The 18935-nt window shown below is 71.0% G+C and carries 21 protein-coding genes; 10 read left to right on the forward strand and 11 right to left on the reverse strand.

The genetic code is table 11. The annotated features are described in order from the left end of the window. The first annotated feature begins 4 nt into the window (after nt 1–4). Nucleotides 5–697, forward strand: coding sequence for a FadR/GntR family transcriptional regulator (locus ACTYVM_RS00075; RefSeq protein ID WP_445523894.1), 693 nt, complete (start codon nt 5–7; stop codon nt 695–697). Between the two features lie 136 nt (nt 698–833). On the opposite strand, the gene fabI is transcribed toward ACTYVM_RS00075, so the two are convergent. The 7 genes from fabI to ACTYVM_RS00110 form a co-directional block, all read right to left on the reverse strand. Beyond that, a complete protein-coding gene (gene fabI / locus ACTYVM_RS00080) occupies nt 834–1601 on the reverse strand; it encodes an enoyl-ACP reductase FabI (RefSeq protein ID WP_400026508.1) in 768 nt (255 codons plus the stop codon). Between the two features lie 5 nt (nt 1602–1606). Continuing rightward, nucleotides 1607–2326 carry a 3-oxoacyl-[acyl-carrier-protein] reductase gene (gene fabG / locus ACTYVM_RS00085; protein WP_445523895.1) on the reverse strand — a complete coding sequence of 240 codons (720 nt, stop codon included), beginning with the start codon at nt 2324–2326 and terminating at the stop codon, nt 1607–1609. 225 nt (nt 2327–2551) lie between these two features. After that, complete coding sequence (locus ACTYVM_RS00090; protein ID WP_445523896.1) at nt 2552–3688, reverse strand: SEC-C metal-binding domain-containing protein; 1137 nt, start codon at nt 3686–3688, stop codon at nt 2552–2554. A 35-nt stretch (nt 3689–3723) separates the two neighbouring features. Beyond that, nucleotides 3724–4755, reverse strand: coding sequence for an ABC-2 membrane transporter-related protein (locus ACTYVM_RS00095; RefSeq protein WP_445523897.1), 1032 nt, complete (start codon nt 4753–4755; stop codon nt 3724–3726). Beyond that, nucleotides 4752–5633, reverse strand: a complete 882-nt coding sequence (locus ACTYVM_RS00100) for an ABC transporter ATP-binding protein (protein WP_445523898.1) — start codon at nt 5631–5633, stop codon at nt 4752–4754. The genes ACTYVM_RS00095 and ACTYVM_RS00100 overlap by 4 nt, the downstream gene beginning before the upstream one ends. Further along, nucleotides 5630–6016 carry a GntR family transcriptional regulator gene (locus ACTYVM_RS00105; RefSeq protein WP_445523899.1) on the reverse strand — a complete coding sequence of 129 codons (387 nt, stop codon included), beginning with the start codon at nt 6014–6016 and terminating at the stop codon, nt 5630–5632. Before ACTYVM_RS00105 ends, ACTYVM_RS00100 begins: the two co-directional genes overlap by 4 nt. A gap of 90 nt (nt 6017–6106) precedes the next feature. Beyond that, entirely contained in the window at nt 6107–6565 is a 459-nt protein-coding gene (locus ACTYVM_RS00110) for an ATP-binding protein (RefSeq protein WP_445523900.1), read from the reverse strand. Between the two features lie 178 nt (nt 6566–6743). On the opposite strand from ACTYVM_RS00110, the gene ACTYVM_RS00115 reads away from it, so the two are divergent. From ACTYVM_RS00115 to tyrS, 5 genes are all read left to right on the forward strand, one after another. Beyond that, the gene (locus tag ACTYVM_RS00115) at nt 6744–7595 is read left to right on the forward strand and encodes a helix-turn-helix domain-containing protein (RefSeq protein ID WP_445523901.1); all 852 of its coding nucleotides are present in this window, start codon (nt 6744–6746) and stop codon (nt 7593–7595) included. After that, the gene (locus ACTYVM_RS00120) at nt 7592–7786 is read left to right on the forward strand and encodes a DUF397 domain-containing protein (protein ID WP_445523902.1); all 195 of its coding nucleotides are present in this window, start codon (nt 7592–7594) and stop codon (nt 7784–7786) included. Before ACTYVM_RS00115 ends, ACTYVM_RS00120 begins: the two co-directional genes overlap by 4 nt. Nucleotides 7787–7879: 93 nt before the next feature. Further along, nucleotides 7880–9403 carry a TldD/PmbA family protein gene (locus ACTYVM_RS00125; protein WP_445523903.1) on the forward strand — a complete coding sequence of 508 codons (1524 nt, stop codon included), beginning with the start codon at nt 7880–7882 and terminating at the stop codon, nt 9401–9403. Further along, the gene (locus tag ACTYVM_RS00130; RefSeq protein WP_445523904.1) at nt 9400–10794 is read left to right on the forward strand and encodes a metallopeptidase TldD-related protein; all 1395 of its coding nucleotides are present in this window, start codon (nt 9400–9402) and stop codon (nt 10792–10794) included. Before ACTYVM_RS00125 ends, ACTYVM_RS00130 begins: the two co-directional genes overlap by 4 nt. Nucleotides 10795–10867: 73 nt before the next feature. After that, a complete protein-coding gene (tyrS, locus tag ACTYVM_RS00135; protein ID WP_445523905.1) occupies nt 10868–12136 on the forward strand; it encodes a tyrosine--tRNA ligase in 1269 nt (422 codons plus the stop codon). 89 nt (nt 12137–12225) lie between these two features. Here the strand turns inward: tyrS and ACTYVM_RS00140 are convergent, their stop codons facing one another. Beyond that, nucleotides 12226–12516, reverse strand: a complete 291-nt coding sequence (locus ACTYVM_RS00140) for a GlsB/YeaQ/YmgE family stress response membrane protein (protein WP_445523906.1) — start codon at nt 12514–12516, stop codon at nt 12226–12228. Nucleotides 12517–12744: 228 nt separating this feature from the next. On the opposite strand from ACTYVM_RS00140, the gene ACTYVM_RS00145 reads away from it, so the two are divergent. Both ACTYVM_RS00145 and ACTYVM_RS00150 read left to right on the forward strand, forming a co-directional pair. Continuing rightward, nucleotides 12745–13143 carry a DUF3099 domain-containing protein gene (locus tag ACTYVM_RS00145; protein ID WP_445523907.1) on the forward strand — a complete coding sequence of 133 codons (399 nt, stop codon included), beginning with the start codon at nt 12745–12747 and terminating at the stop codon, nt 13141–13143. 211 nt (nt 13144–13354) lie between these two features. Continuing rightward, a complete protein-coding gene (locus ACTYVM_RS00150) occupies nt 13355–13588 on the forward strand; it encodes a hypothetical protein (protein WP_445523908.1) in 234 nt (77 codons plus the stop codon). Here the strand turns inward: ACTYVM_RS00150 and moaA are convergent. From moaA to ACTYVM_RS00165, 3 genes are all read right to left on the reverse strand, one after another. Next, nucleotides 13585–14574, reverse strand: coding sequence for a GTP 3',8-cyclase MoaA (gene moaA, locus ACTYVM_RS00155; protein ID WP_445523909.1), 990 nt, complete (start codon nt 14572–14574; stop codon nt 13585–13587). The genes ACTYVM_RS00150 and moaA overlap by 4 nt on opposite strands. A 188-nt stretch (nt 14575–14762) precedes the next feature. Beyond that, nucleotides 14763–16394 carry a monocarboxylic acid transporter gene (locus tag ACTYVM_RS00160; RefSeq protein WP_445523910.1) on the reverse strand — a complete coding sequence of 544 codons (1632 nt, stop codon included), beginning with the start codon at nt 16392–16394 and terminating at the stop codon, nt 14763–14765. Next, on the reverse strand, nt 16391–16747 hold the full coding sequence (locus ACTYVM_RS00165) for a DUF485 domain-containing protein (RefSeq protein WP_445523911.1): 357 nt from the start codon (nt 16745–16747) through the stop codon (nt 16391–16393). Before ACTYVM_RS00165 ends, ACTYVM_RS00160 begins: the two co-directional genes overlap by 4 nt. A gap of 257 nt (nt 16748–17004) precedes the next feature. Here ACTYVM_RS00165 and ACTYVM_RS00170 point away from each other — a divergent pair, with 257 nt between their 5' ends. Further along, nucleotides 17005–17229 (forward strand): S8 family serine peptidase, encoded by a 225-nt coding sequence (locus tag ACTYVM_RS00170; protein WP_445523912.1) that lies wholly within the window; start codon nt 17005–17007, stop codon nt 17227–17229. A 162-nt stretch (nt 17230–17391) separates the two neighbouring features. Next, a complete protein-coding gene (locus ACTYVM_RS00175; protein ID WP_445523913.1) occupies nt 17392–18927 on the forward strand; it encodes a S8 family peptidase in 1536 nt (511 codons plus the stop codon). The last annotated feature ends 8 nt before the right edge of the window (nt 18928–18935 follow it).

An 18935-nucleotide genomic window follows, 5' to 3' on the forward strand; every position in this document is an offset into this window, starting at 1 on the left:
TGCCATGTCTCTGAGCCAGCCGCGCCGGTCGGCGCTGTCCGAACAGATCATCGCCGCGCTGCGCGGCCAGATCACCACGGGCGAGTGGCCGGTCGGTTCCCGCATCCCGACAGAACCGGAGCTGGTGGAGCAGCTCGGTGTCGCCCGCAACACCGTCCGCGAGGCGGTCCGGGCACTGGCCCACAACGGCCTGCTGGACATCCGCCAGGGTTCGGGCACGTACGTCGTGGCGACCAGCGAGCTGGCGGGCGTGATGCACCGCAGGTTCGCCGACGCCGATCCGCAGCACATCGCCGAGCTGCGCTCCACGCTGGAGTCGACCGCGGCGGGGCTGGCCGCGGAGCGGCGCACCGAGAAGGACCTCAAGCAGCTCCATGCGCAGTGGCTGCGCCGCGAGGAGGCCTGGGAGTCCGGTGACACGGAGGCGTTCGTGACCGCGGACGCCACCTTCCATCTGGCGGTGGTGGCCGCCGCCCACAACGACGTCATGACCGCGATGTACGCGGATCTGGGCGAGGTGCTGCGGGACTGGCTGCGCGCGGACATCGGCGCGGAGCTGACGCCGGACACGTACATGGACCACGCCCGGCTGCTCGACGCGATCCGAGCGGGCGACCGCGAGGCGGCCGCCGCCGCGGCGGCTACCTACCCGCTGATGTGCCGTCCGGGCCGGTTCACCTCGCCCGCGGGTGAGTGACCCGGACCGAGCGCGCCTTCCTTCCCGCAGCGGCCGGTCGTCCGAACGGCCCGCGCGGGAACGCGGAGGGCCCGCACCCCCTCGGGGTGCGGGCCCTCGAACGTCGCTGGGACCCGGCCGGGCCCCAGCGGCAGCGTCACGCGCCGATGGCGTGCAGACCGCCGTCCACGTGGACGATCTCGCCGGTCGTCTTCGGGAACCAGTCGCTGAGCAGCGCGACCACACCGCGGCCGGCCGGCTCGGGGTCCTTGAGGTCCCACTCCAGCGGAGCACGGGTGTCCCAGACGGAGGCCAGCTCGCTGAAGCCGGGGATGGACTTGGCGGCCATGGAGCCGAGCGGGCCCGCCGAGATGAGGTTGCAGCGGACGTTCTGCTTGCCCAGGTCGCGCGCCATGTAGCGGCTGGTGGCCTCCAGGGCGGCCTTGGCCGGGCCCATCCAGTCGTACTGCGGCCAGGCGTACTGCGCGTCGAAGGTGAGGCCGACGACCGAGCCGCCGTTCTGCATCAGCGGCAGGCAGGCCATGGTCAGCGACTTCAGCGAGAACGCCGAGACGTGCATGGCGGTGGCCACGGACTCGAACGGCGTGTTGAGGAAGTTGCCGCCGAGCGCGTCCTGCGGCGCGAAGCCGATGGAGTGGACGACGCCGTCCAGACCGCCCAGCTCCTCGCCGACGACGTCGGCCAGGCGCCCGAGGTGCTCGTCGTTGGTGACGTCCAGCTCGATGACCTTGGTGGGCTTGGGCAGCTTCTTGGCGATGCGCTCGGTCAGCGTCGGCCGCGGGAAGGCGGTGAGGATGACCTCGGCGCCCTGCTCCTGGGCCAGCTTGGCCGTGTGGAAGGCGATGGAGGCCTCCGTGAGCACACCCGTGATCAGGACGCGCTTGCCCTCGAGAATTCCGCTCATGGTGATCAGTGACCCATTCCCAGTCCGCCGTCAACGGGGATGACGGCTCCAGTGATGTACGAGGCGTCGTCGGAGGCGAGGAACCGCACCGCGGCGGCGATCTCCTCGGGCTGCGCGTACCGGCCGAGCGGCACCTGCCCCATGATGTTCTCGCGCTGCTCGTCGGAGAGCGCCCGGGTCATGTCGGTGTCCACGAAGCCGGGGGCGACGACGTTGAAGGTGATGTTGCGCGAGCCCAGCTCACGGGCGAGGGAGCGCGCGAAGCCGACCAGGCCGGCCTTGGAGGCGGCGTAGTTGGCCTGCCCCGCCGAGCCGAGCAGACCGACCACCGAGGAGATCAGGACGACGCGGCCCTTCTTGGCGCGCAGCATGCCGCGGTTGGCCCGCTTGACGACGCGGAAGGTGCCGGTGAGGTTGGTCTCCAGGACCGAGGTGAAGTCCTCCTCGGACATGCGCATCAGGAGCTGGTCCTTGGTGACGCCGGCGTTGGCGACGAGGACCTCGACGGGGCCGTGCTCGGCCTCGACCTCCTTGTAGGCCTGCTCCACCTGCTCGGGGTCGGTGATGTCGCACCTGACGGCGAGGCAGCCCATTTCCTTGAGGGCGGCCGGCGGCTCCCCCGAACGGTACGTGATGGCGACCTTGTCTCCGGCGTCGGCGAACGCACGGGCGATGGCGAGGCCGATGCCCCGGTTGCCTCCGGTGACGAGAACCGAGCGGCTCAACGGATCACCCTTTCGATAGCGGACTGGAACCCCTGCCGAGGCAGGTGCCTTCACCGAAAACCTATCGGTCCGACCAGGTCGGCGGGCATTCGGGCACCGACAGTGGCGCCACCTGGCTCCTGTTGGGTTCCTACAGACGGCCAGCCTCCCGCGACGAACGCCGCACCCCGGGGCAACAGGTGCCGCTCGTTCTCGACCCCCCGCCTCGCCGGGCCTTCCGCGCCCTCAGGTGAGAGCCGGGTTTCCGCAGCACTTCTTGTACTTGCGCGTCGAGCCGCACCAGCAGGGTCCGTTGCGCGGGGGTGGCCAGTCGGTGGTGTGTCCCGTACGCGCGAGTTCGGCCGCGTACTCGGCGAGGGTGTCCGAGGCATCCGGTGATCCGTCGATCCGTTCCGCGAGGGCCTCGAGTCCGGACACCGTGGCATGGCCGACCGCCAGGTGCGGGACCCCGCGCTCGGACAGCTCCCCGAGGGTCCGCTCGACCTGCCGGGTGTGGCCGGCGTGGTCGTCGCCGTACTCCCCGGCGGCTTCCGGGCTGCGTGAGCGCAGCCGCGCGAACTCCTCCAGCGGCCAGAAGAGGACACAGGTCCGGTGCGGGGCCACGGGCGCGGTCCGGTCCGTACGGTCCACGGGCGAGGTGTCCGTCAGCGCCGCGACCTCGGCGTGCAGTGCCTCGGCGCCGCCCTCCCTGAGCCGCCTGAGGCGGACGGGATCATGGACCTCGTCGAGCGGGCGTGCCCGGCCCAGCCAGGCGGACTCACGCCGCTCGTGCAGCTGGTCGGCCACGTCGTCCCAGTCATCGTGCGGGAACCCCAGGAGGCGCCGCACCCGGTGGCGCCCGATGACCAGGGTCTCCACGTCGAAGCCGTACGGGGCCTCCTCCACGGCGTCCGCCGTCACCGGGGCGCCCGCGCCCAGCGCATGGGTGACGCCCGCCGTGAACCACTCGGCGGCCGCCGCCGGCTGGTCCACGCCCTCGAAGGCCTCGGCGACGACGTTCCAGGCGGCCGGGTGCCGGGGGTGGCGCGCACGGAACGCGGCTGCCGCGGCGCGGGCGTCCGTCTCCCGGCCCGCGTCCCACAGCGAACCGATCCGGAAGGCGTCCACCAGGTCCGGTTCCGAGCAGGCCCCGTTCCCCGGCTCCAGCAGCCGCTCGTAGACGGTGACCGCACGTCCGTGCTCGTCCGCTTCGCTCCAGGCGTCGGCCGCCTCCAGCAGAAGCTCCTCACGGTCCTCCGGATGCCGCTCCGCCAGCCGCTCGTACTCCCGCGCCGCCCACGTACCAAAGGCCTCGGGCGGGACCCCGCCCGCCGCAGGGGACCGGTTCGTCCACGCCCGGCCACCACGCCGCTTGCCGGACATGGCTCCACCGTAGTGCGCCCCGGCCGGGAGAGGCGTCAGACGGCGGTCTTCAGGGCCTTCGCCGTGCCCGTCCGAGCCTTCGCGGTGCGCCCCGGCCGCAGCGGGCCCGTCACCCGGCGCAGTGCCAGGAAGCAGCCCGCAGCCAGCAACCCGGCGACGGCCAGCACCAGCGCGGTGGTGGTGAGCTGGAGGGGCCAGAAGTGGGAAAGCGGGTGGAAGATGTTGTAGCGGCCAGTGAAGTCCCGGTACGCCGCGTCGCACTCCGCAGCGGTGTTGCACGACGGCATCGGCACATGGGCACCGTCCCGGGTCACCATGCCCTGCTCGACCTCCAGACCGACGCCAGGGAACGTGTCCACGGCGCTGGTGCGGGTGACCGCGGGCCACAGATGGGGCAGCGCCAGCTCCGCCAGTCCCCGCACACCCCCCGTGACCAGCACGCCCACGATCAGCGCGGGCAGCGCCCGGCGCAGCAGCAGTCCGGCCAGGGCACCGGCCGCGAGCCCGGCGAGGGCGAGTGCGGCGAGGGTGGGCCCGTTGGTGTGGAAGGTGAAGCGGTCGTACCACTCCTTGGCGCTGTCGATCCGGCCCTGGCCCGCGGCCCAGGCGCGGTGGTGCAGCCAGCCCAGCAGCCCGGTGCAGAGGGCGACGGCGAGTGCCGGGACGGTCAGCCGTACCGCCAGCCAGCGGGCCGGGGAGGTGGCCTGGGTCCAGGCCAGCCGGGCGGTGCCGGACTCCAGCTCCTTGCCGGTCAGCGCGGCGCCCGCCCAGGCGGCCACCGCGAAGGGCAGCAGGTTCAGCGCGATGGTGGCGTAGTTGTAGTAGTCCTTGTAGCGCAGGATCGCGTCCTGGCCGTAGCTGCACCGCGAAGACATGGCGCAGGCGTTGTACTGGCGCCAGCCCTCGGCCGCCGCGTCCGCGAGCGGGCCTGCCAGGGCGAGCAGCAGGGTGGCCAGGGCGAGCGCCAGGCCGGCCCAGACGCAGAGCGCCGGGCGGTGCAGCCGCAGCAGCCAGCGGGTCAGTCGGGGCCGGTCGGCGGCCGGGGCGGTCGGGGTCGCGGCGGTCACGCGGCACGCTCCTCGGTCAGGGTCGGTGCGCCGGGGCTGCGCAGATGGGCGAGGACCAGTTCCTCCAGGGAGGGCGCGGTGGCGCGCCAGCCGGTGGCGAGCGGTCCGGCGGGGCGGATCAGCGCGGTGAGCTGGCGGCCGGTGATCCGGGACTCGACCACGGTGTGCGGGCCGAGGTCGGTGTCCGCGGCGGCGCCGGAGATCCGCAGATGGGCGGCGAGCAGCTCGTCGATCTCACCGGCCAGCCGGACCCGGCCGCCGCCGACCAGCAGCAGGTGGTCGCAGGAGTCCGCCAGCTCGGCGACGACGTGCGAGGACATCACGACGGTGGTGCCGTACTGGGCGGCCTGTCCCATCAGCGTGCCCATCAGCTCGTGCCGGGCCAGCGGGTCCAGGTCGGCCATCGGCTCGTCCAGGAGCAGCAGATCGGGCCGCTTGCCGAGGGCGAGGGCGAGCGCGACCCGGGTGCGCTGACCGCCGGACAGAGTACGGATCCGGGCGCCGGGATCCAGGTCACCGCCCGCGACGACCCGTTCGGCGACGGCCGCGTCCCAGCGTCCGGGGTTGAGCCCGGCGCCCATGCGCAGGATGTCGGCGATGGCGAGCTGGGGGTAGAGCGGCTTGTCCTGGGCGACGTAACCGACCCGGGGGCGGGCCTCGGCCGGGGTGGTGCCGAGGACGGTCAGCGTGCCCTCGGTGGGCGCCGTCAGGGCGGCGGCCAGGGTCAGCAGGGTGGACTTGCCCGCGCCGTTCGGCCCGACGACGGCGCACACGCGCCCGGTCGGCAGCCGGAACGAGCAGTCCCGCAGGGCCCAGCCCGCACGGCGGCCGAACCGTTTCCCCAGAGCGTCGGCCCGCAGGGCCGTGTCGCTGCTCATGACGGATCTCCCAAGAATTGCTTGTCGAGTACGGCGGTGAAAAGCGCGGCCACGTCGTCCCGTTCGAGTCCGGCCTCGTGGGCGCGCCGGGCCCACTCCTCCAGCTCTGTGCGGAGCGGGGAGTCGGCCGGCGTGGCGCCCAGTGCCTTGCGGACGAAGGTGCCGAGCCCGCGCCGCGCCTCGACCAGGCCCTCCCGCTCCAGTTCGCGGTAGGCCTTGAGGACGGTGTTGGGATTGATGGCGGTGGCCTCGACCACCTCGCGGGCGGTCGGCAGCCGGTCGCCGGGGCACAGCAGTCCGAGGCGCAGGGCCTGTTTGGTCTGCTGAACGATCTGCACGTACGTGGCGACGCCGCTGTGCCGGTCGATGCGGTACTCGACCATGCGCTCCACCACCACCCTTTCACTAGTTAAGTAGTGAAAGGGTGGTGCAGGAGAGGGGCGACCGTCAACCCGGCCGCCCCCTGTCTCCGGTTATGCCGGAAATGGGGGCTCACAGAGCGCGCACTCCGCCCACACGGTCTTGCCCGGGCCGATGCGCTCGGTCACGCCCCAGCGGTCGGCGAGGGCCTCCACGAGGAGCAGGCCCCTGCCGCCGTCGGTGTCCGCGGGGTCCGGAGCCGGTGCAGGGGGCTCGGGGCGGCTCGGGTGCGTGTCGGACACCTCCACCCGTACGACACCGGCGGCGCGGTCGCAGCGCAGCCGCAGCGCGAAGTCCCGTCCGGGAACCCGGCCGTGCAGCACCGCGTTGGCGCTGAGTTCGGCGACCACCAGGGCGACCGTCTCGGAGACCACGCTCCCGTACGGCACGCCCCACAGGTCGAGCTGGTGCACGGCCAGGCGACGCGCAAGCCGGGCCCCGCGCCGAGTGGCGGACAGACGTAGGGCGAACACACTGACGGTTACGGCCTCTTGGGCATGCGGTGCTGGCATGACGCCCAGCGTTCCGGCTGCCCCGACCCTGCCAACAGGCACGACACCGATACAGACCGGTTTGTATCAGTGCACACTGTGGACTGGGTGGGTAACTCCGCGTGACGCTTGCCGGGTTGGGCGGGTTGGGCGGATTGAGCGAACACCGGTGAGAACGTGAGCACGGGAGGGTGCGGCGATGACGGCGGACCACGGCGGAGGCGGCAACGCGACCACGGAACCCGAACTCTCCGACAGTCTCAAGACCTTCGGCGCGGTCCTGAAGGCCCTGCGGGAGGAATCCGGGCTGACGCAGGAGGAGTTCGCCGTGCGGGTACGGTACTCGGCCGCGTACGTGGCGAAGATCGAGCAGGGGAAGCGGTTCCCTCCGGGGGATCTGCCCTCGCGGGCGGAGGAGGTGCTGGGGCCGGTGGCCCTCAAGGTCCTCACGGCGGCGGCGCGGAGCCTGACGAGGCGGGCGGGGCTGGCCTCGTGGTTCCGCCAGTGGGCGGGGATCGAGGAGGAGGCGATCTCCCTGTACGCGTACGAGTGCCGGGCGGTTCCGGGGTTGTTGCAGCCGGAGGGCTACGCGCGGGCGGTGTTCGAGCGTCAGCTCCCGCCGTGGACGGGTGAGCAGATCAATCAGAAGCTTGCAGCACGACTGGAACGTCAGGCGTTACTGACTCAGCGGCCGAATACCGCGTTCACATTCATCATCGAGCAGGCCATCCTGGAGCGTGGGGTCGGTGGCGCATCAGTCACCAGCGCTGTCATCGACCACTTGCTGAACGTCGGCAGGCGTACGAACGTCGAGATCCAGATCATGCCTCGGTACCAGGAAGACCACTGCGGAGTCGACGGCCAGTTGTACTTGGCAGAGACGCCGGGACACCAATGGTTCGGCTACACCGAGGGGCATCGGTCCAGCAGCCTGATCGCTGATCCCGGCGAAGTGAGCGTCCTCCACCAACGCTATGGCAAGCTCCGTTCCCAAGCCCTTGATTGCCGGGCGACGGTGAACCTGCTGGAACAGATGCGAGGAGCGCTATGAGTACCGAACTGTCCTGGTACAAGAGCAGTTACAGCGGCGGAGACGGCGACAACTGCGTCGAGGTCGCGCTACGCCCCGACTCCGTGCACATCCGGGACTCCAAGGACAAGGGGATCCGTCCCCTCGTCGTCACGCCGACCACCTGGGCGGCGTTCACGGCACTCGCGGCGGGTGGCTCGCCGGAGGGCTGAGTCAGCGGTGGTTATTCCGGGGAGCGCGGTCGGTGAGTCGTGGTTCACTGCCTGCGACGGGCATCACAGGCAAGCACCTCGGAGGACCCCACCGTGCCCCATGAAGTCGATCAGTCATTCCTGGAACTGCCCCTACGCGCCCTCGCCGACGCCGCTCTCGCGCGGGCGCGGGCGCTCGGGGCCGAGCATGCGGACTTCCGGTTCGAGCGGGTGCGCAGTGCGTCCTGGCGGCTCAGGGACGCCCGGCTCGCCGGGTCGTCGGACACCACCGACCTGGGGTACGCGGTGCGGGTCGTGCACGGCGGGACGTGGGGGTTCGCCTCCGGGGTGGATCTGACGCTGGACGCGGCCGCCAAGGTCGCCTCGCAGGCCGTGGCGATGGCCAAGCTGTCGGCGCAGGTCATCAAGGCCGCGGGATCCGACGAGCGGGTCGAGTTGGCGGACGAGCCGGTGCACGCCGAGAAGACCTGGGTCTCGTCGTACGAGATCAACCCGTTCTCCGTGCCGGACGAGGAGAAGTCCGCGCTGCTCGCCGAGTGGAGCGCGCGGCTGCTCGCCGCCGACGGGGTCGACCATGTCGACGCCTCGCTGCTGACCGTGCACGAGAACAAGTTCTACGCCGACACGGCCGGGACCGTGACCACGCAGCAGCGGGTGCGGCTGCATCCGCAGCTGACCGCCGTCTCGGTGGACGGCTCCAGCGGCGAGTTCGATTCGATGCGCACCCTCGCCCCGCCCGTCGGGCGCGGCTGGGAGTACCTGACCGGCACCGGCTGGGACTGGGACGGCGAGCTGGAGCGGATCCCCGGGCTGCTCGCCGAGAAGATGCGCGCACCGAGCGTCGAGGCGGGCCTGTACGACCTGGTCGTCGACCCCTCCAACCTGTGGCTGACCATCCACGAGTCCATCGGGCACGCCACCGAGCTGGACCGGGCCCTCGGGTACGAGGCCGCCTACGCGGGCACCTCCTTCGCCACCTTCGACCAGTTGGGCAAGCTGACGTACGGCTCCGAGCTGATGAACGTCACCGGCGACCGCACCGCCGAGCACGGCCTGGCCACCGTCGGCTACGACGACGAAGGCGTGGAGAGTCAGTCCTGGGACCTGGTCAAGGACGGGACGCTGGTCGGCTACCAGCTGGACCGCAGGATCGCGAGGCTGACCGGGTTCGAGCGGTCCAACGGGTGCGCCTTCGCCGACTCCCCCGGCCATGTGCCCGTGCAGCGCATGGCGAACGTGTCGCTCCAGCCGGACCCGGCCGGGCTGTCGACCGAGGACCTCATCGGGAGCGTCGACCGGGGGATCTACGTCGTCGGGGACCGGTCCTGGTCGATCGACATGCAGCGCTACAACTTCCAGTTCACGGGTCAGCGGGCCTACATGATCCGCAACGGCCGGCTCGACGGACAGGTGCGGGACTTCGCCTACCAGGGGATCACTCCCCAGTTCTGGGGCTCCATGGCGGCCGTGGGCGGCCCCCAGACGTATGTCCTGGGCGGCGCCTTCAACTGCGGCAAGGCCCAGCCGGGCCAGATCGCGGCGGTCTCCCACGGCTGCCCGTCGGCCCTCTTCAAGGGCGTCAACATTCTGAACACCACGCAGGAGGCCGGTCGATGAGCCCGCGTACCAGCAAGCCGCACGAGATCGTCGAGCGCGCCCTCGCACTGTCCCGGGCCGACGGGTGCGTCGTGATCGCCGACGAGCAGTCCACCGCCAATCTGCGCTGGGCGGGCAACGCGCTGACCACGAACGGTGTCACCCGCGGGCGCACCCTCACCGTGATCGCGACCGTCGACGGCCGGGAAGGCACCGCCTCGGGCGTGGTGTCGCGGGCGGCCGTGACCGAGGACGATCTGGAGCCGCTGGTGCGGGCCGCGGAGGCCGCGGCGCGCGGGGCGGGGCCCGCCGAGGACGCCCAGCCGCTGGTCGCGGACGTACCGCAGTCCCCTGACTTCACCGACGCGCCCGCCGAGACCTCCTCGGCGGTGTTCGCGGACTTCGCGCCGGCGCTCGGCGAGTCGTTCGCCCGCGCGCGTGCCGGTGGCCGCGAACTGTACGGCTTCGCCAACCACGAGATGGTGTCGACCTACCTGGGCACGTCGACGGGTCTGCGGCTGCGCCACGACCAGCCGGCCGGGACGCTGGAGCTGAACGCCAAGTCGCCGGACCGCACCCGCTCGGCGTGGGCCGGGCGGTCCACGCGGGACTTCAAGGACGTCGACCCGGCGGCGCTGGACGCGGAGCTGGCCGTACGGCTCGGCTGGGCGGAGCGCCGGATCGAGCTGCCCGCCGGGCGGTACGAGACGCTGCTGCCGCCGACGGCGGTCGCCGATCTGCTGATCTACCAGATCTGGTCGTCCTCGGGCCGGGACGCCGCCGAGGGGCGCACGGTGTTCTCCAAGCCCGGCGGCGGCACCCGCGTCGGCGAGAGGCTGACCGAGCTTCCGCTGACGCTGCGCAGCGATCCGAACGAGCCCGGTCTGGAGTGCGCGCCGTTCGTGGTCTCGCACTCCTCCGGGGACGACCGGTCGGTGTTCGACAACGGGCTGCCCGTGTACGCCACGGAGTGGATCACCGACGGCGAGCTGCGACACCTGCTGACCACCCGGCACAGCGCCGGCCTGACCGGTCTGCCGCTCGCCCCCTCGGCGGGCAACCTCGTCCTCGACGGCGGCACCGACCGCTCGCTTCAGGAGATGATCGCCGGCACCGAGCGTGGGCTGCTGCTCACCTGCCTGTGGTACATCCGCGAGGTGGACCCCGCGACGCTGCTGCTCACGGGCCTGACCCGGGACGGCGTGTACCTCGTGGAGAACGGCGAGGTGACCGGCGAGGTCAACAATTTCCGGTTCAACGAGTCGCCGGTGGACCTGCTGGGCAGGGCGACGGAGGCCGGGCGGACCGAGAAGACGCTGCCCAGGGAGTGGAGCGACTACTTCACCCGGGCCGCGATGCCGGCGCTGCGCGTCCCGGATTTCAACATGAGTTCCGTGAGCCAGGGCGTATAACCTCGTAGTCGGCCGTCACCCGACTGCCGAAGACCACTGAGCACCATCGCTTCACCTAGGAGACACGAGAACCGTGACGGACATCGTCGACGAGCTGAAGTGGCGGGGGCTGTTCGCCCTGTCCACCGACGAGGACGCTTTGCGCAAGGCGCTCGCGGACGGTCCCGTCACGTTCTATTGCGGCTTCGACCCGACCGCGCCGTCCCTGCACGTGGGGCACCTGGTGCAGGTGCTCACCGTGCGGCGGCTCCAGCAGGCCGGGCACCGGCCGCTGGCGCTGGTCGGCGGCGCCACGGGCCTGATCGGCGACCCCCGGCCGACCGCCGAGCGCACGCTGAACGACCCGGAGACGGTGGCCGGCTGGGTGGACCGGCTGCGGGGCCAGATCGAGCCGTTCCTGTCCTTCGAGGGCGAGAACGCCGCCGTCATGGTGAACAACCTCGACTGGACCCAGGGCCTGTCCGCGATCGAGTTCCTGCGGGACATCGGCAAGCACTTCCGGGTCAACAAGATGCTGACGAAGGACTCCGTCGCCCGCCGGCTGGAGTCCGACCAGGGCATCAGCTACACCGAGTTCAGCTACCAGATCCTCCAGGGCATGGACTTCCTCCAGCTCTACCGGAGGTACGGCTGCACGCTCCAGCAGGGCGGCAGCGACCAGTGGGGCAACCTCACGGCGGGCCTCGACCTGATCCACCGGCTCGAGCCGGACGCGGCGGTGCACGCGCTCGCGACGCCGCTGATGACCAAGGCGGACGGCACCAAGTTCGGCAAGACCGAGGGCGGCGCGGTCTGGCTCGACGCGGAGATGACGACGCCGTACGCGTTCTACCAGTTCTGGCTGAACGTGGACGACCGGGACATCCCCCGCTACCTGCGCATCCTGTCCTTCAGGTCCCGCGAGGAGCTGGAGGAGCTGGAGCGGCAGACCGAGGAGCGTCCGCAGGCCCGGGCCGCGCAGCGCGCGCTGGCCGAGGAGCTGACGACGCTGGTGCACGGCGCCGACCAGACGGCCGCCGTGATCGCCGCGTCCAAGGCGCTGTTCGGCCAGGGCGAGCTGGCCGGGCTGGACGAGCGGACCCTGGCCGCGGCGCTGTCGGAGGTGCCGCACGCCGAGGTGACCGAGCTCGGACCGGTGGTCGACCTGTTCGCCGAGGTCGGCCTGGTGCCCAGCAAGTCGGCCGCGCGCCGCACGGTGAAGGAGGGCGGCGCCTACGTGAACAACGTCAAGGTCACCGCCGAGGACGCGGTCCCCGCCGAGGCGGACCTGCTGCACGGCCGCTGGCTGGTGCTGCGCCGGGGCAAGAAGAACCTGGCGGCGGTCGAGTTCACGCGCGGCTGAGCCGGGGCACGGAGGCACGTGCGAAGGGGCGGTCCACCGGGGATTCCGGTGGACCGCCCCTTCGGTTGCCTTCGGCCCGTGTGTCCGTGCTACGCCTGCTGGGCGTCCTGCCGTTTCTTGTTGCCCCACAGGGCCATGTACGCCATGTCGCCGACGAAGACGATGATGATCGCGGCCACGAGCTGGAAGAAGTGCCGGCTCCAGTCGATACCGCGGGTCGAGGCGACACCGGCGGCGCGGGCGACCGCGTTGCCGACGATCGCGCCAAGCATGCCGAAGATCGTGGTGAGCCAGATCGGGCTGTGCTGCTTGCCCGGGATGATCGCCTTCGCGATCATCCCCAGCACGAAACCCACGATGATCGCCCACAACCAGCCCATGGCTGCCTCCTCGTCCGGCTCGACGTGAGCATTACGCCCAGTGTCGGGGCGCTCCCCGTGCGTCGCACGTCGGGTGCGGCCGACCGGAAGCCGCGGGTGCACCGCGGGGCGCGGCCCGGGCCGTTCGCGCAGGCAGAGGGCGGCCCCGCCCTCGTGGGTGCCGGGAACGCGGCGTAACGTGGAGGGCGTGCGGGGAGTTGTCCGATACGGACGAATGGTGGACAGGTGATGCGGAAACAGCACGGCGACGGCAACGCCCAGGTGTTCCGGATCACGGGAGCCCGGGCGGGCCTTCAGGAGGACGTGCGCGGCCGGCAGCGCCGGTACGTCATCTCGATGTCGATCCGCACGGCGTCGGTGATCCTCGCGGTGGCGCTGTGGAACGTCGAGCGCTACGTGGCGATCGTGGCACTGGTGCTCGGGGCGGTGCTGCCCTACGTCGCCGTGGTCATCGCGAACGCCGGGCGGGAGGGCGCTCCCAAGCTGCCGTCGACCTTCGTCACCATGCCGACGAAGCCGATGATCACACCGCCGCGGACCGACGACGGTTTCGCGCGGCCCGCCCCGGAGGACACCCCGGGCGACCCCGCGGCGGGTGCGGCGCGCGAGCCGCGTGACCAGGCTTGACCTGGCCCGTCGCGACGCCCGGACTCGGGCCTCCCGGGAAGCTCATGAAAAGCTCAGATCAATCATGTTGTTCCTGTGCCGGGCGGCAGGTGACCCGTGACATACTGCCTACGCGCTCCGCATCCCCCGTCGGAGCGACAGACCGACGCCGGGCAGCTCCCCCCGTGGCTGCTCGGCGTCGCCTTGTGTGCCGTGGCTGTGAGACGAACCCGTGACTGACGAAACCCCGATCTGCTCCGCCAAGGGCTGCCGTGCGGCCGCCGTGTGGGTGCTGGCCTGGAACAACCCGAAGATCCACACGCCTGAGCGCCGCAAGACATGGCTGGCGTGCGAGGAGCACCGGGAGCACCTGTCGCAGTTCCTCGGCGTGCGGGGCCTTCTGAAGGACGTGGTCCCCTTCGGCGAGTGGGAAGCGCCGGACGCGGGTGCGGAGGGCAGCGCCTAACCGCCGATCGCGGACATCGGACGGTCCGGCTGGACGAACGACGGGTCGTCCAGGCCCGCTCCCGCCTTCTTGCCCCACATCGCCACCCGCCAGATGCGGGCGATCTCCTCGTCGGGGGCTCCGGAGCGCAGGGCGGCGCGCAGGTCGGTCTCCTCGGTGGCGAACAGGCAGGTGCGGATCTGTCCGTCGGCCGTGAGCCGGGTGCGGTCGCAGGCCGCGCAGAACGGGCGGGTGACGGAGGCGATGACGCCGACGCGGTGCGGGCCCCCGTCCACGATCCAGCGCTCGGCCGGAGCCGAGCCGCGCTCCCCGGCGCCTTCGGGGGTCAGTTCGAAGCGGGTGCCCAGCGAGTCCAGGATCTCGGCCGCGGTCACCATCCCCTCACGCTTCCAGCCGTGCTGGGCGTCCAGGGGCATCTGCTCGATGAAGCGGAGCTCGTAGCCGTGCTCCACCGCCCAGGCCAGCAGGTCCGGGGCCTCGTCCGCGTTCAGGTCGCGCATCAGGACGGTGTTGACCTTCACCGGGGTCAGGCCGGCCGCGTGGGCGGCTTCGAGGCCCTCGATGACGTCGTGGTGCCGGTCCCGGCGGGTGAGGGCCTTGAAGACGTCCGGGCGCAGGGTGTCCAGGGAGACGTTGACCCGGTCCAGGCCGGCGGCCTTCAGGGCGGTCGCGGTGCGGCTCAGTCCGATGCCGTTGGTGGTGAGGGACGTCCGGGGGCGGGGGGCCAGGGCCGCGACCCGCTCGACGATACCGACCAGGCCGGGGCGCAGCAGGGGTTCGCCGCCGGTGAAGCGGACCTCCGTGACGCCGAGGGAGCCGACGGCGATGTCGATCAGGCGGACGATCTCGTCGTCGGTGAGCAGGGTCGGCTTGGCCAGCCACTGCAGGCCCTCTTCCGGCATGCAGTACGTGCAGCGCAGGTTGCACCGGTCGGTCAGCGAGACCCTCAGGTCGGTGGCCACCCGGCCGTAGGTGTCGATGAGCACGTGGGCCCCCTCCCTCGTCGCGTGATCCAGTCGCGTGATCCATGTGGCGTACCACTCGAAGTTCTCGTCATCTGCGAGCCTACGTGACACCACTGACAACGACAGCGCCGGAAGTCACGAGATGCGGCACGGCCGCGTCGTAGGGATCTACGATCCCCGCGACGCGGCCGCCTTGGACGGGTGGGCGCTCAGTGCGCTCCGGTGCCCGTCATGGAGCGCACCTCCAGTTCGGCGTACTTGCCGTCGTCCGGGGTCTCCTTGGACAGGAGGGTGCCCACGACGCCGAGCAGGAAGCCGACCGGGATCGAGATGAGGCCCGGGTTCTCCAGCGGGAACCAGTGGAAGTCGACGTCGGGGAACATCGACGTCGGCTTGCCCGACACCACCGGCGAGAACAGCACCAGGCCGACCGCGCTGACCAGGCCGCCGTAGATCGACCACAGGGCGCCGGAGGTGGTGAACCGCTTCCAGAACAGGCTGTAGAGGATCGTGGGCAGGTTGGCGGAGGCGGCGACGGCGAAGGCGAGCGCGACCAGTCCCGCGACGTTCAGGTCGCGGGCGAGGGCGCCCAGGACGATCGAGACCGCGCCGATGCCGACGGTCGCCCAGCGCGCCGCGCTCACCTCCTGCTTCTCGGAGGCGGTGCCCTTCTTGATGACGTTGGCGTAGATGTCGTGGGCGAAGGAGGAGGACGAGGCCAGGGTGAGGCCGGCGACGACGGCGAGGATCGTGGCGAAGGCGACCGCGGAGATGGAGGCCAGCAGGATGGCGCCCCAGTTGGAGTCGACCCCGCCGAGATGCAGGGCGAGCAGCGGTGCCGCGGTGTTGCCCGCCTTGTTGGAGGCGATGATCTCGTCGGGCTTGATGAGCGCGGCGGCGCCGAAGCCGAGCGCGAGGGTCATCAGGTAGAAGGCGCCGATCAGGCCGATCGCCCAGATCACGGACTTACGGGCGGCCTTGGCCGTGGGGACCGTGTAGAAGCGGATGAGGATGTGCGGCAGGCCGGCGGTGCCGAGGACCAGGGCGATGCCGAGCGAGAGGAAGTCCAGCTTGGTGGTGCCGGTGGCGCCGTACTTCAGTCCGGGCTCCAGGAAGGCGGAGCCCTTGCCGCTGGTGGAGGCGGCCTTGCCGAGCAGGTCGGAGATGTTGAAGTTGAACTTCAGCAGGACCAGGAAGGTGAGCAGCAGGGCGCCGGCCATGAGCAGCACGGCCTTGACCATCTGCACCCAGGTGGTGCCCTTCATGCCGCCGATGGTGACGTAGACGATCATCAGCAGGCCGACCAGCGCGACGATGCCGATCTTGCCGCCGTCGCTGGTGATGCCGAGCAGCAGGGAGACCAGGACGCCGGCGCCGGCCATCTGGGCCAGCAGGTAGAAGATCGACACGACGATGGTGGAGGCGCCGGCCGCGGTGCGGACCGGCCGCTGGCGCATCCGGTAGGCCAGCACGTCGCCCATGGTGTAGCGGCCGGAGTTGCGCAGGGGTTCGGCGACCAGGAGCAGGGCGACCAGCCAGGCGACGAGGAAGCCGATGGAGTACAGGAAGCCGTCGTAGCCGAACAGCGCGATGGCGCCGGCGATGCCGAGGAAGGACGCGGCGGACATGTAGTCGCCGGAGACGGCGAGGCCGTTCTGGAATCCGGTGAACTGCCGTCCGCCGGCGTAGAAGTTGGCGGCGTCCTTGGTCTGCCGGCCGGCCCAGACGGTGATGACGAGGGTCGCCAGGACGAACACCGCGAACAGGGTGATGATCAGCGGCCGGTGCCGGGTGGCCTCACCGGCCGCGAGGGTGAGCGTGGGTGCGATCGCGGGGCTCATGCGGCGCCCTCCATCCGGGACTTGATGGCCTCGGCCTTGGGGTCGAGCTTGGTGGCGGCGTGCCGCGCGTACCACCAGGCGATGAGGAACGTGGTGAGGAACTGGGCGAGGCCCAGGACGAGTGCGACGTTGATGTTGCCGAACAGCTTGGTGCCCATGAAGCCGCCGGCGTAGTTCGAGAGCAGCACGTACAGCAGGTACCAGGCGATGAAGGCGACGGTCAGCGGGAAGGCGAAGGATCGGTAGGAGCGGCGCAGTTCACCGAACTCCGCGCTGTCCCGCACCGCGACGAACTCCTCGGTGGTCGGGAGTGGGGCCTGGCTTTTCGACGGTGGCGGTGTCTCGGTGGCCACTTCGGTCTCCTCGCGTGTCGGATGTGGTGGGCAGGGGCCCGATCGTGCTCGGGTTCCCCGCCCAAGGTCCACGGAGCCACGCGGCGCCCGGTTCAAGTCCTGTTCGTTGTTTCGCAACCGGTCTGAACAAGTCATTGCCAAGTCATTGCTGGTGAGGGATGTGGCGGGATAGTTTCAGCCTGCACCACCCGTCATGTACCTGCCTGGGCTGCCACCTGCGGTCGGGCAGGCCTGCGCCCGGATGATGTGGAGACCCCATGGCTCATCTGCGTTCCAGACGCCGCCTCGCCCTGTACGGCTCCCTCCAGGGCATGTCGACGGCCGCTCCGCACGTCGCCGGTGTCGCCGCGCTGCCGACGTCGACCCGTCCGAACGCCAGGCCCGCCCAGTTGCCGGCCCTTCTCAAGACCCCGGCGGACACCCCGGGATGCCCGGCCGAGCCCCACGACGCGGACGGCGACGGCGTCGTCGACTCGTCCTGAAGGGCGACGACAACCGCAACGGGTTCCACGGCTCCGGCGTCGTCAACGCGCTCCGCGCGGTCAAGTGACCGGCACGGCCCGTCACTTCCCCCAAACGCCCCCCACGCACTCCGCATGCCTGTCGCATGCCGCACCGCAATGGTTCGAAACACTGGAGTTCACATGAGCGTTCGCCTCAACCGGCGTACCGTCACCATCCCGCTCGGCATGGCCGTCGCCTCCGCTCTCGCGTTCCTGCCGAACGTGGCGTCCGCCACCGAGGCCGGCCAGCAGGTGGCCGCCGCGCAGAGCATCTCCGCCGCCGCCGACGGCGACGCGCTGAGCTACGTCGTCAACGTCCGTCCCGGCCACAGCTCCTCGGCCGTGCAGAAGGCGATCGGCAAGGCCGGCGGCTCCGTCGTCATCGCCTACGACCAGATCGGCGTCATCGTCGTCCACTCGGCGAACGCCGACTTCGCCAAGGAGATACGCAAGGACAAGGGCGTCGAGTCGGCCGGCGCCACCCGGACCGCTCCGCTGTCCCCGCAGTCGACCACCGAGATGTGGTCGCCGCAGGTGCTCTCCGACTCCGAGGTGAAGGCCGCGGCCGCGGCCGCCACCGACGGCCAGGAGCCGCTGGAGTACCTGCAGTGGGACCTGCCGATGATCAAGGCCGACAAGGCGCACGAGATCACCCTGGGCAGCTCCAAGGTCACGGTCGGCGTGATCGACACCGGTGTGGACGACACCCACCCGGACCTCGCCCCCAACTTCAACCGGGCCGCGTCGGTGAACTGCGTGTCGGGCAAGCCGAACACGGCGGACGGCGCCTGGCGGCCGAACGCGGGCGAGAGCCCGCACGGCACCCACGTCGCCGGTGAGATCGCCGCCGCGAAGAACGGCGTCGGCATGGTCGGTGTCGCCCCGGGCGTGAAGGTGTCCGGCATCAAGGTGTCGACGCCGGAGGGCTGGTTCTACACCGAGGCCGTGGTGTGCGGCTTCGTCTGGGCCGCCGAGCACGGCGTGGACATCACCAACAACAGCTACTACACCGACCCGTGGAACTTCAACTGCAACGACGACCCCGACCAGAAGGCTCTGGTCGAGGCCGTGTCGCGGGCCACCAAGTACGCGGAGAGCAAGGGCACCGTCAACGTCGCGGCCGCCGGCAACGACAACTGGGACCTCGCCGGGAAGACCATCCTCGACCCGGGCAGCCCGAACGACTCCACCCCCGGCGACCGGGTGATCGACCCGAAGAAGTGCCTGGACATCCCGGCGATGCTGCCCGGCACCGTCACGGTCTCCTCCATCGGCGCCAAGGGCATCAAGTCGTCGTTCTCCAACTACGGCCAGGGCATGATCGACGTTGCCGCGCCGGGCGGCGACTCGACCGTCTACCAGACGCCCGACGCCCCCGCCACCAGCGGCCTGATCCTCGGCACGCTGCCGGGCAACCAGTACGGCTACATGGCCGGCACGTCGATGGCCTCGCCGCACGCCGCCGCCGTCGCCGCGCTCATCAAGTCGACGCACCCGAACGCCACGCCGAACCAGGTGAAGGCGCTGCTGGCCCAGGGTGCCGACAAGAAGGAGTGCACGACCCCGTACGACATCAACGGCGACGGCAAGATCGACGCCGTGTGCAAGGGCGGCAAGGGCAAGAACGCCTTCTACGGCGAGGGCGTCGTCAACGCCCTCAACGCTGTGACCAAGTAGACACGGCG

This window comes from Streptomyces cyslabdanicus (assembly GCF_052663305.1).

Excerpts from the sequence above, each read along its gene's own strand:
- ACTYVM_RS00075 (WP_445523894.1), top strand. The coding sequence starts at position 5 with ATGTCTCTGAGCCAGCCGCGCCGGTCGGCGCTGTCCGAACAGATCATC.
- fabI (WP_400026508.1), bottom strand. The coding sequence starts at position 1,601 with ATGAGCGGAATTCTCGAGGGCAAGCGCGTCCTGATCACGGGTGTGCTC.
- ACTYVM_RS00090 (WP_445523896.1), bottom strand. The coding sequence starts at position 3,688 with ATGTCCGGCAAGCGGCGTGGTGGCCGGGCGTGGACGAACCGGTCCCCT.
- ACTYVM_RS00100 (WP_445523898.1), bottom strand. The coding sequence starts at position 5,633 with ATGAGCAGCGACACGGCCCTGCGGGCCGACGCTCTGGGGAAACGGTTC.
- ACTYVM_RS00105 (WP_445523899.1), bottom strand. The coding sequence starts at position 6,016 with ATGGTCGAGTACCGCATCGACCGGCACAGCGGCGTCGCCACGTACGTG.
- ACTYVM_RS00110 (WP_445523900.1), bottom strand. The coding sequence starts at position 6,565 with ATGCCAGCACCGCATGCCCAAGAGGCCGTAACCGTCAGTGTGTTCGCC.
- ACTYVM_RS00115 (WP_445523901.1), top strand. The coding sequence starts at position 6,744 with ATGACGGCGGACCACGGCGGAGGCGGCAACGCGACCACGGAACCCGAA.
- ACTYVM_RS00120 (WP_445523902.1), top strand. The coding sequence starts at position 7,592 with ATGAGTACCGAACTGTCCTGGTACAAGAGCAGTTACAGCGGCGGAGAC.
- ACTYVM_RS00130 (WP_445523904.1), top strand. The coding sequence starts at position 9,400 with ATGAGCCCGCGTACCAGCAAGCCGCACGAGATCGTCGAGCGCGCCCTC.
- ACTYVM_RS00140 (WP_445523906.1), bottom strand. The coding sequence starts at position 12,516 with ATGGGCTGGTTGTGGGCGATCATCGTGGGTTTCGTGCTGGGGATGATC.
- ACTYVM_RS00145 (WP_445523907.1), top strand. The coding sequence starts at position 12,745 with ATGCGGAAACAGCACGGCGACGGCAACGCCCAGGTGTTCCGGATCACG.
- ACTYVM_RS00160 (WP_445523910.1), bottom strand. The coding sequence starts at position 16,394 with ATGAGCCCCGCGATCGCACCCACGCTCACCCTCGCGGCCGGTGAGGCC.
- ACTYVM_RS00170 (WP_445523912.1), top strand. The coding sequence starts at position 17,005 with ATGGCTCATCTGCGTTCCAGACGCCGCCTCGCCCTGTACGGCTCCCTC.
- ACTYVM_RS00175 (WP_445523913.1), top strand. The coding sequence starts at position 17,392 with ATGAGCGTTCGCCTCAACCGGCGTACCGTCACCATCCCGCTCGGCATG.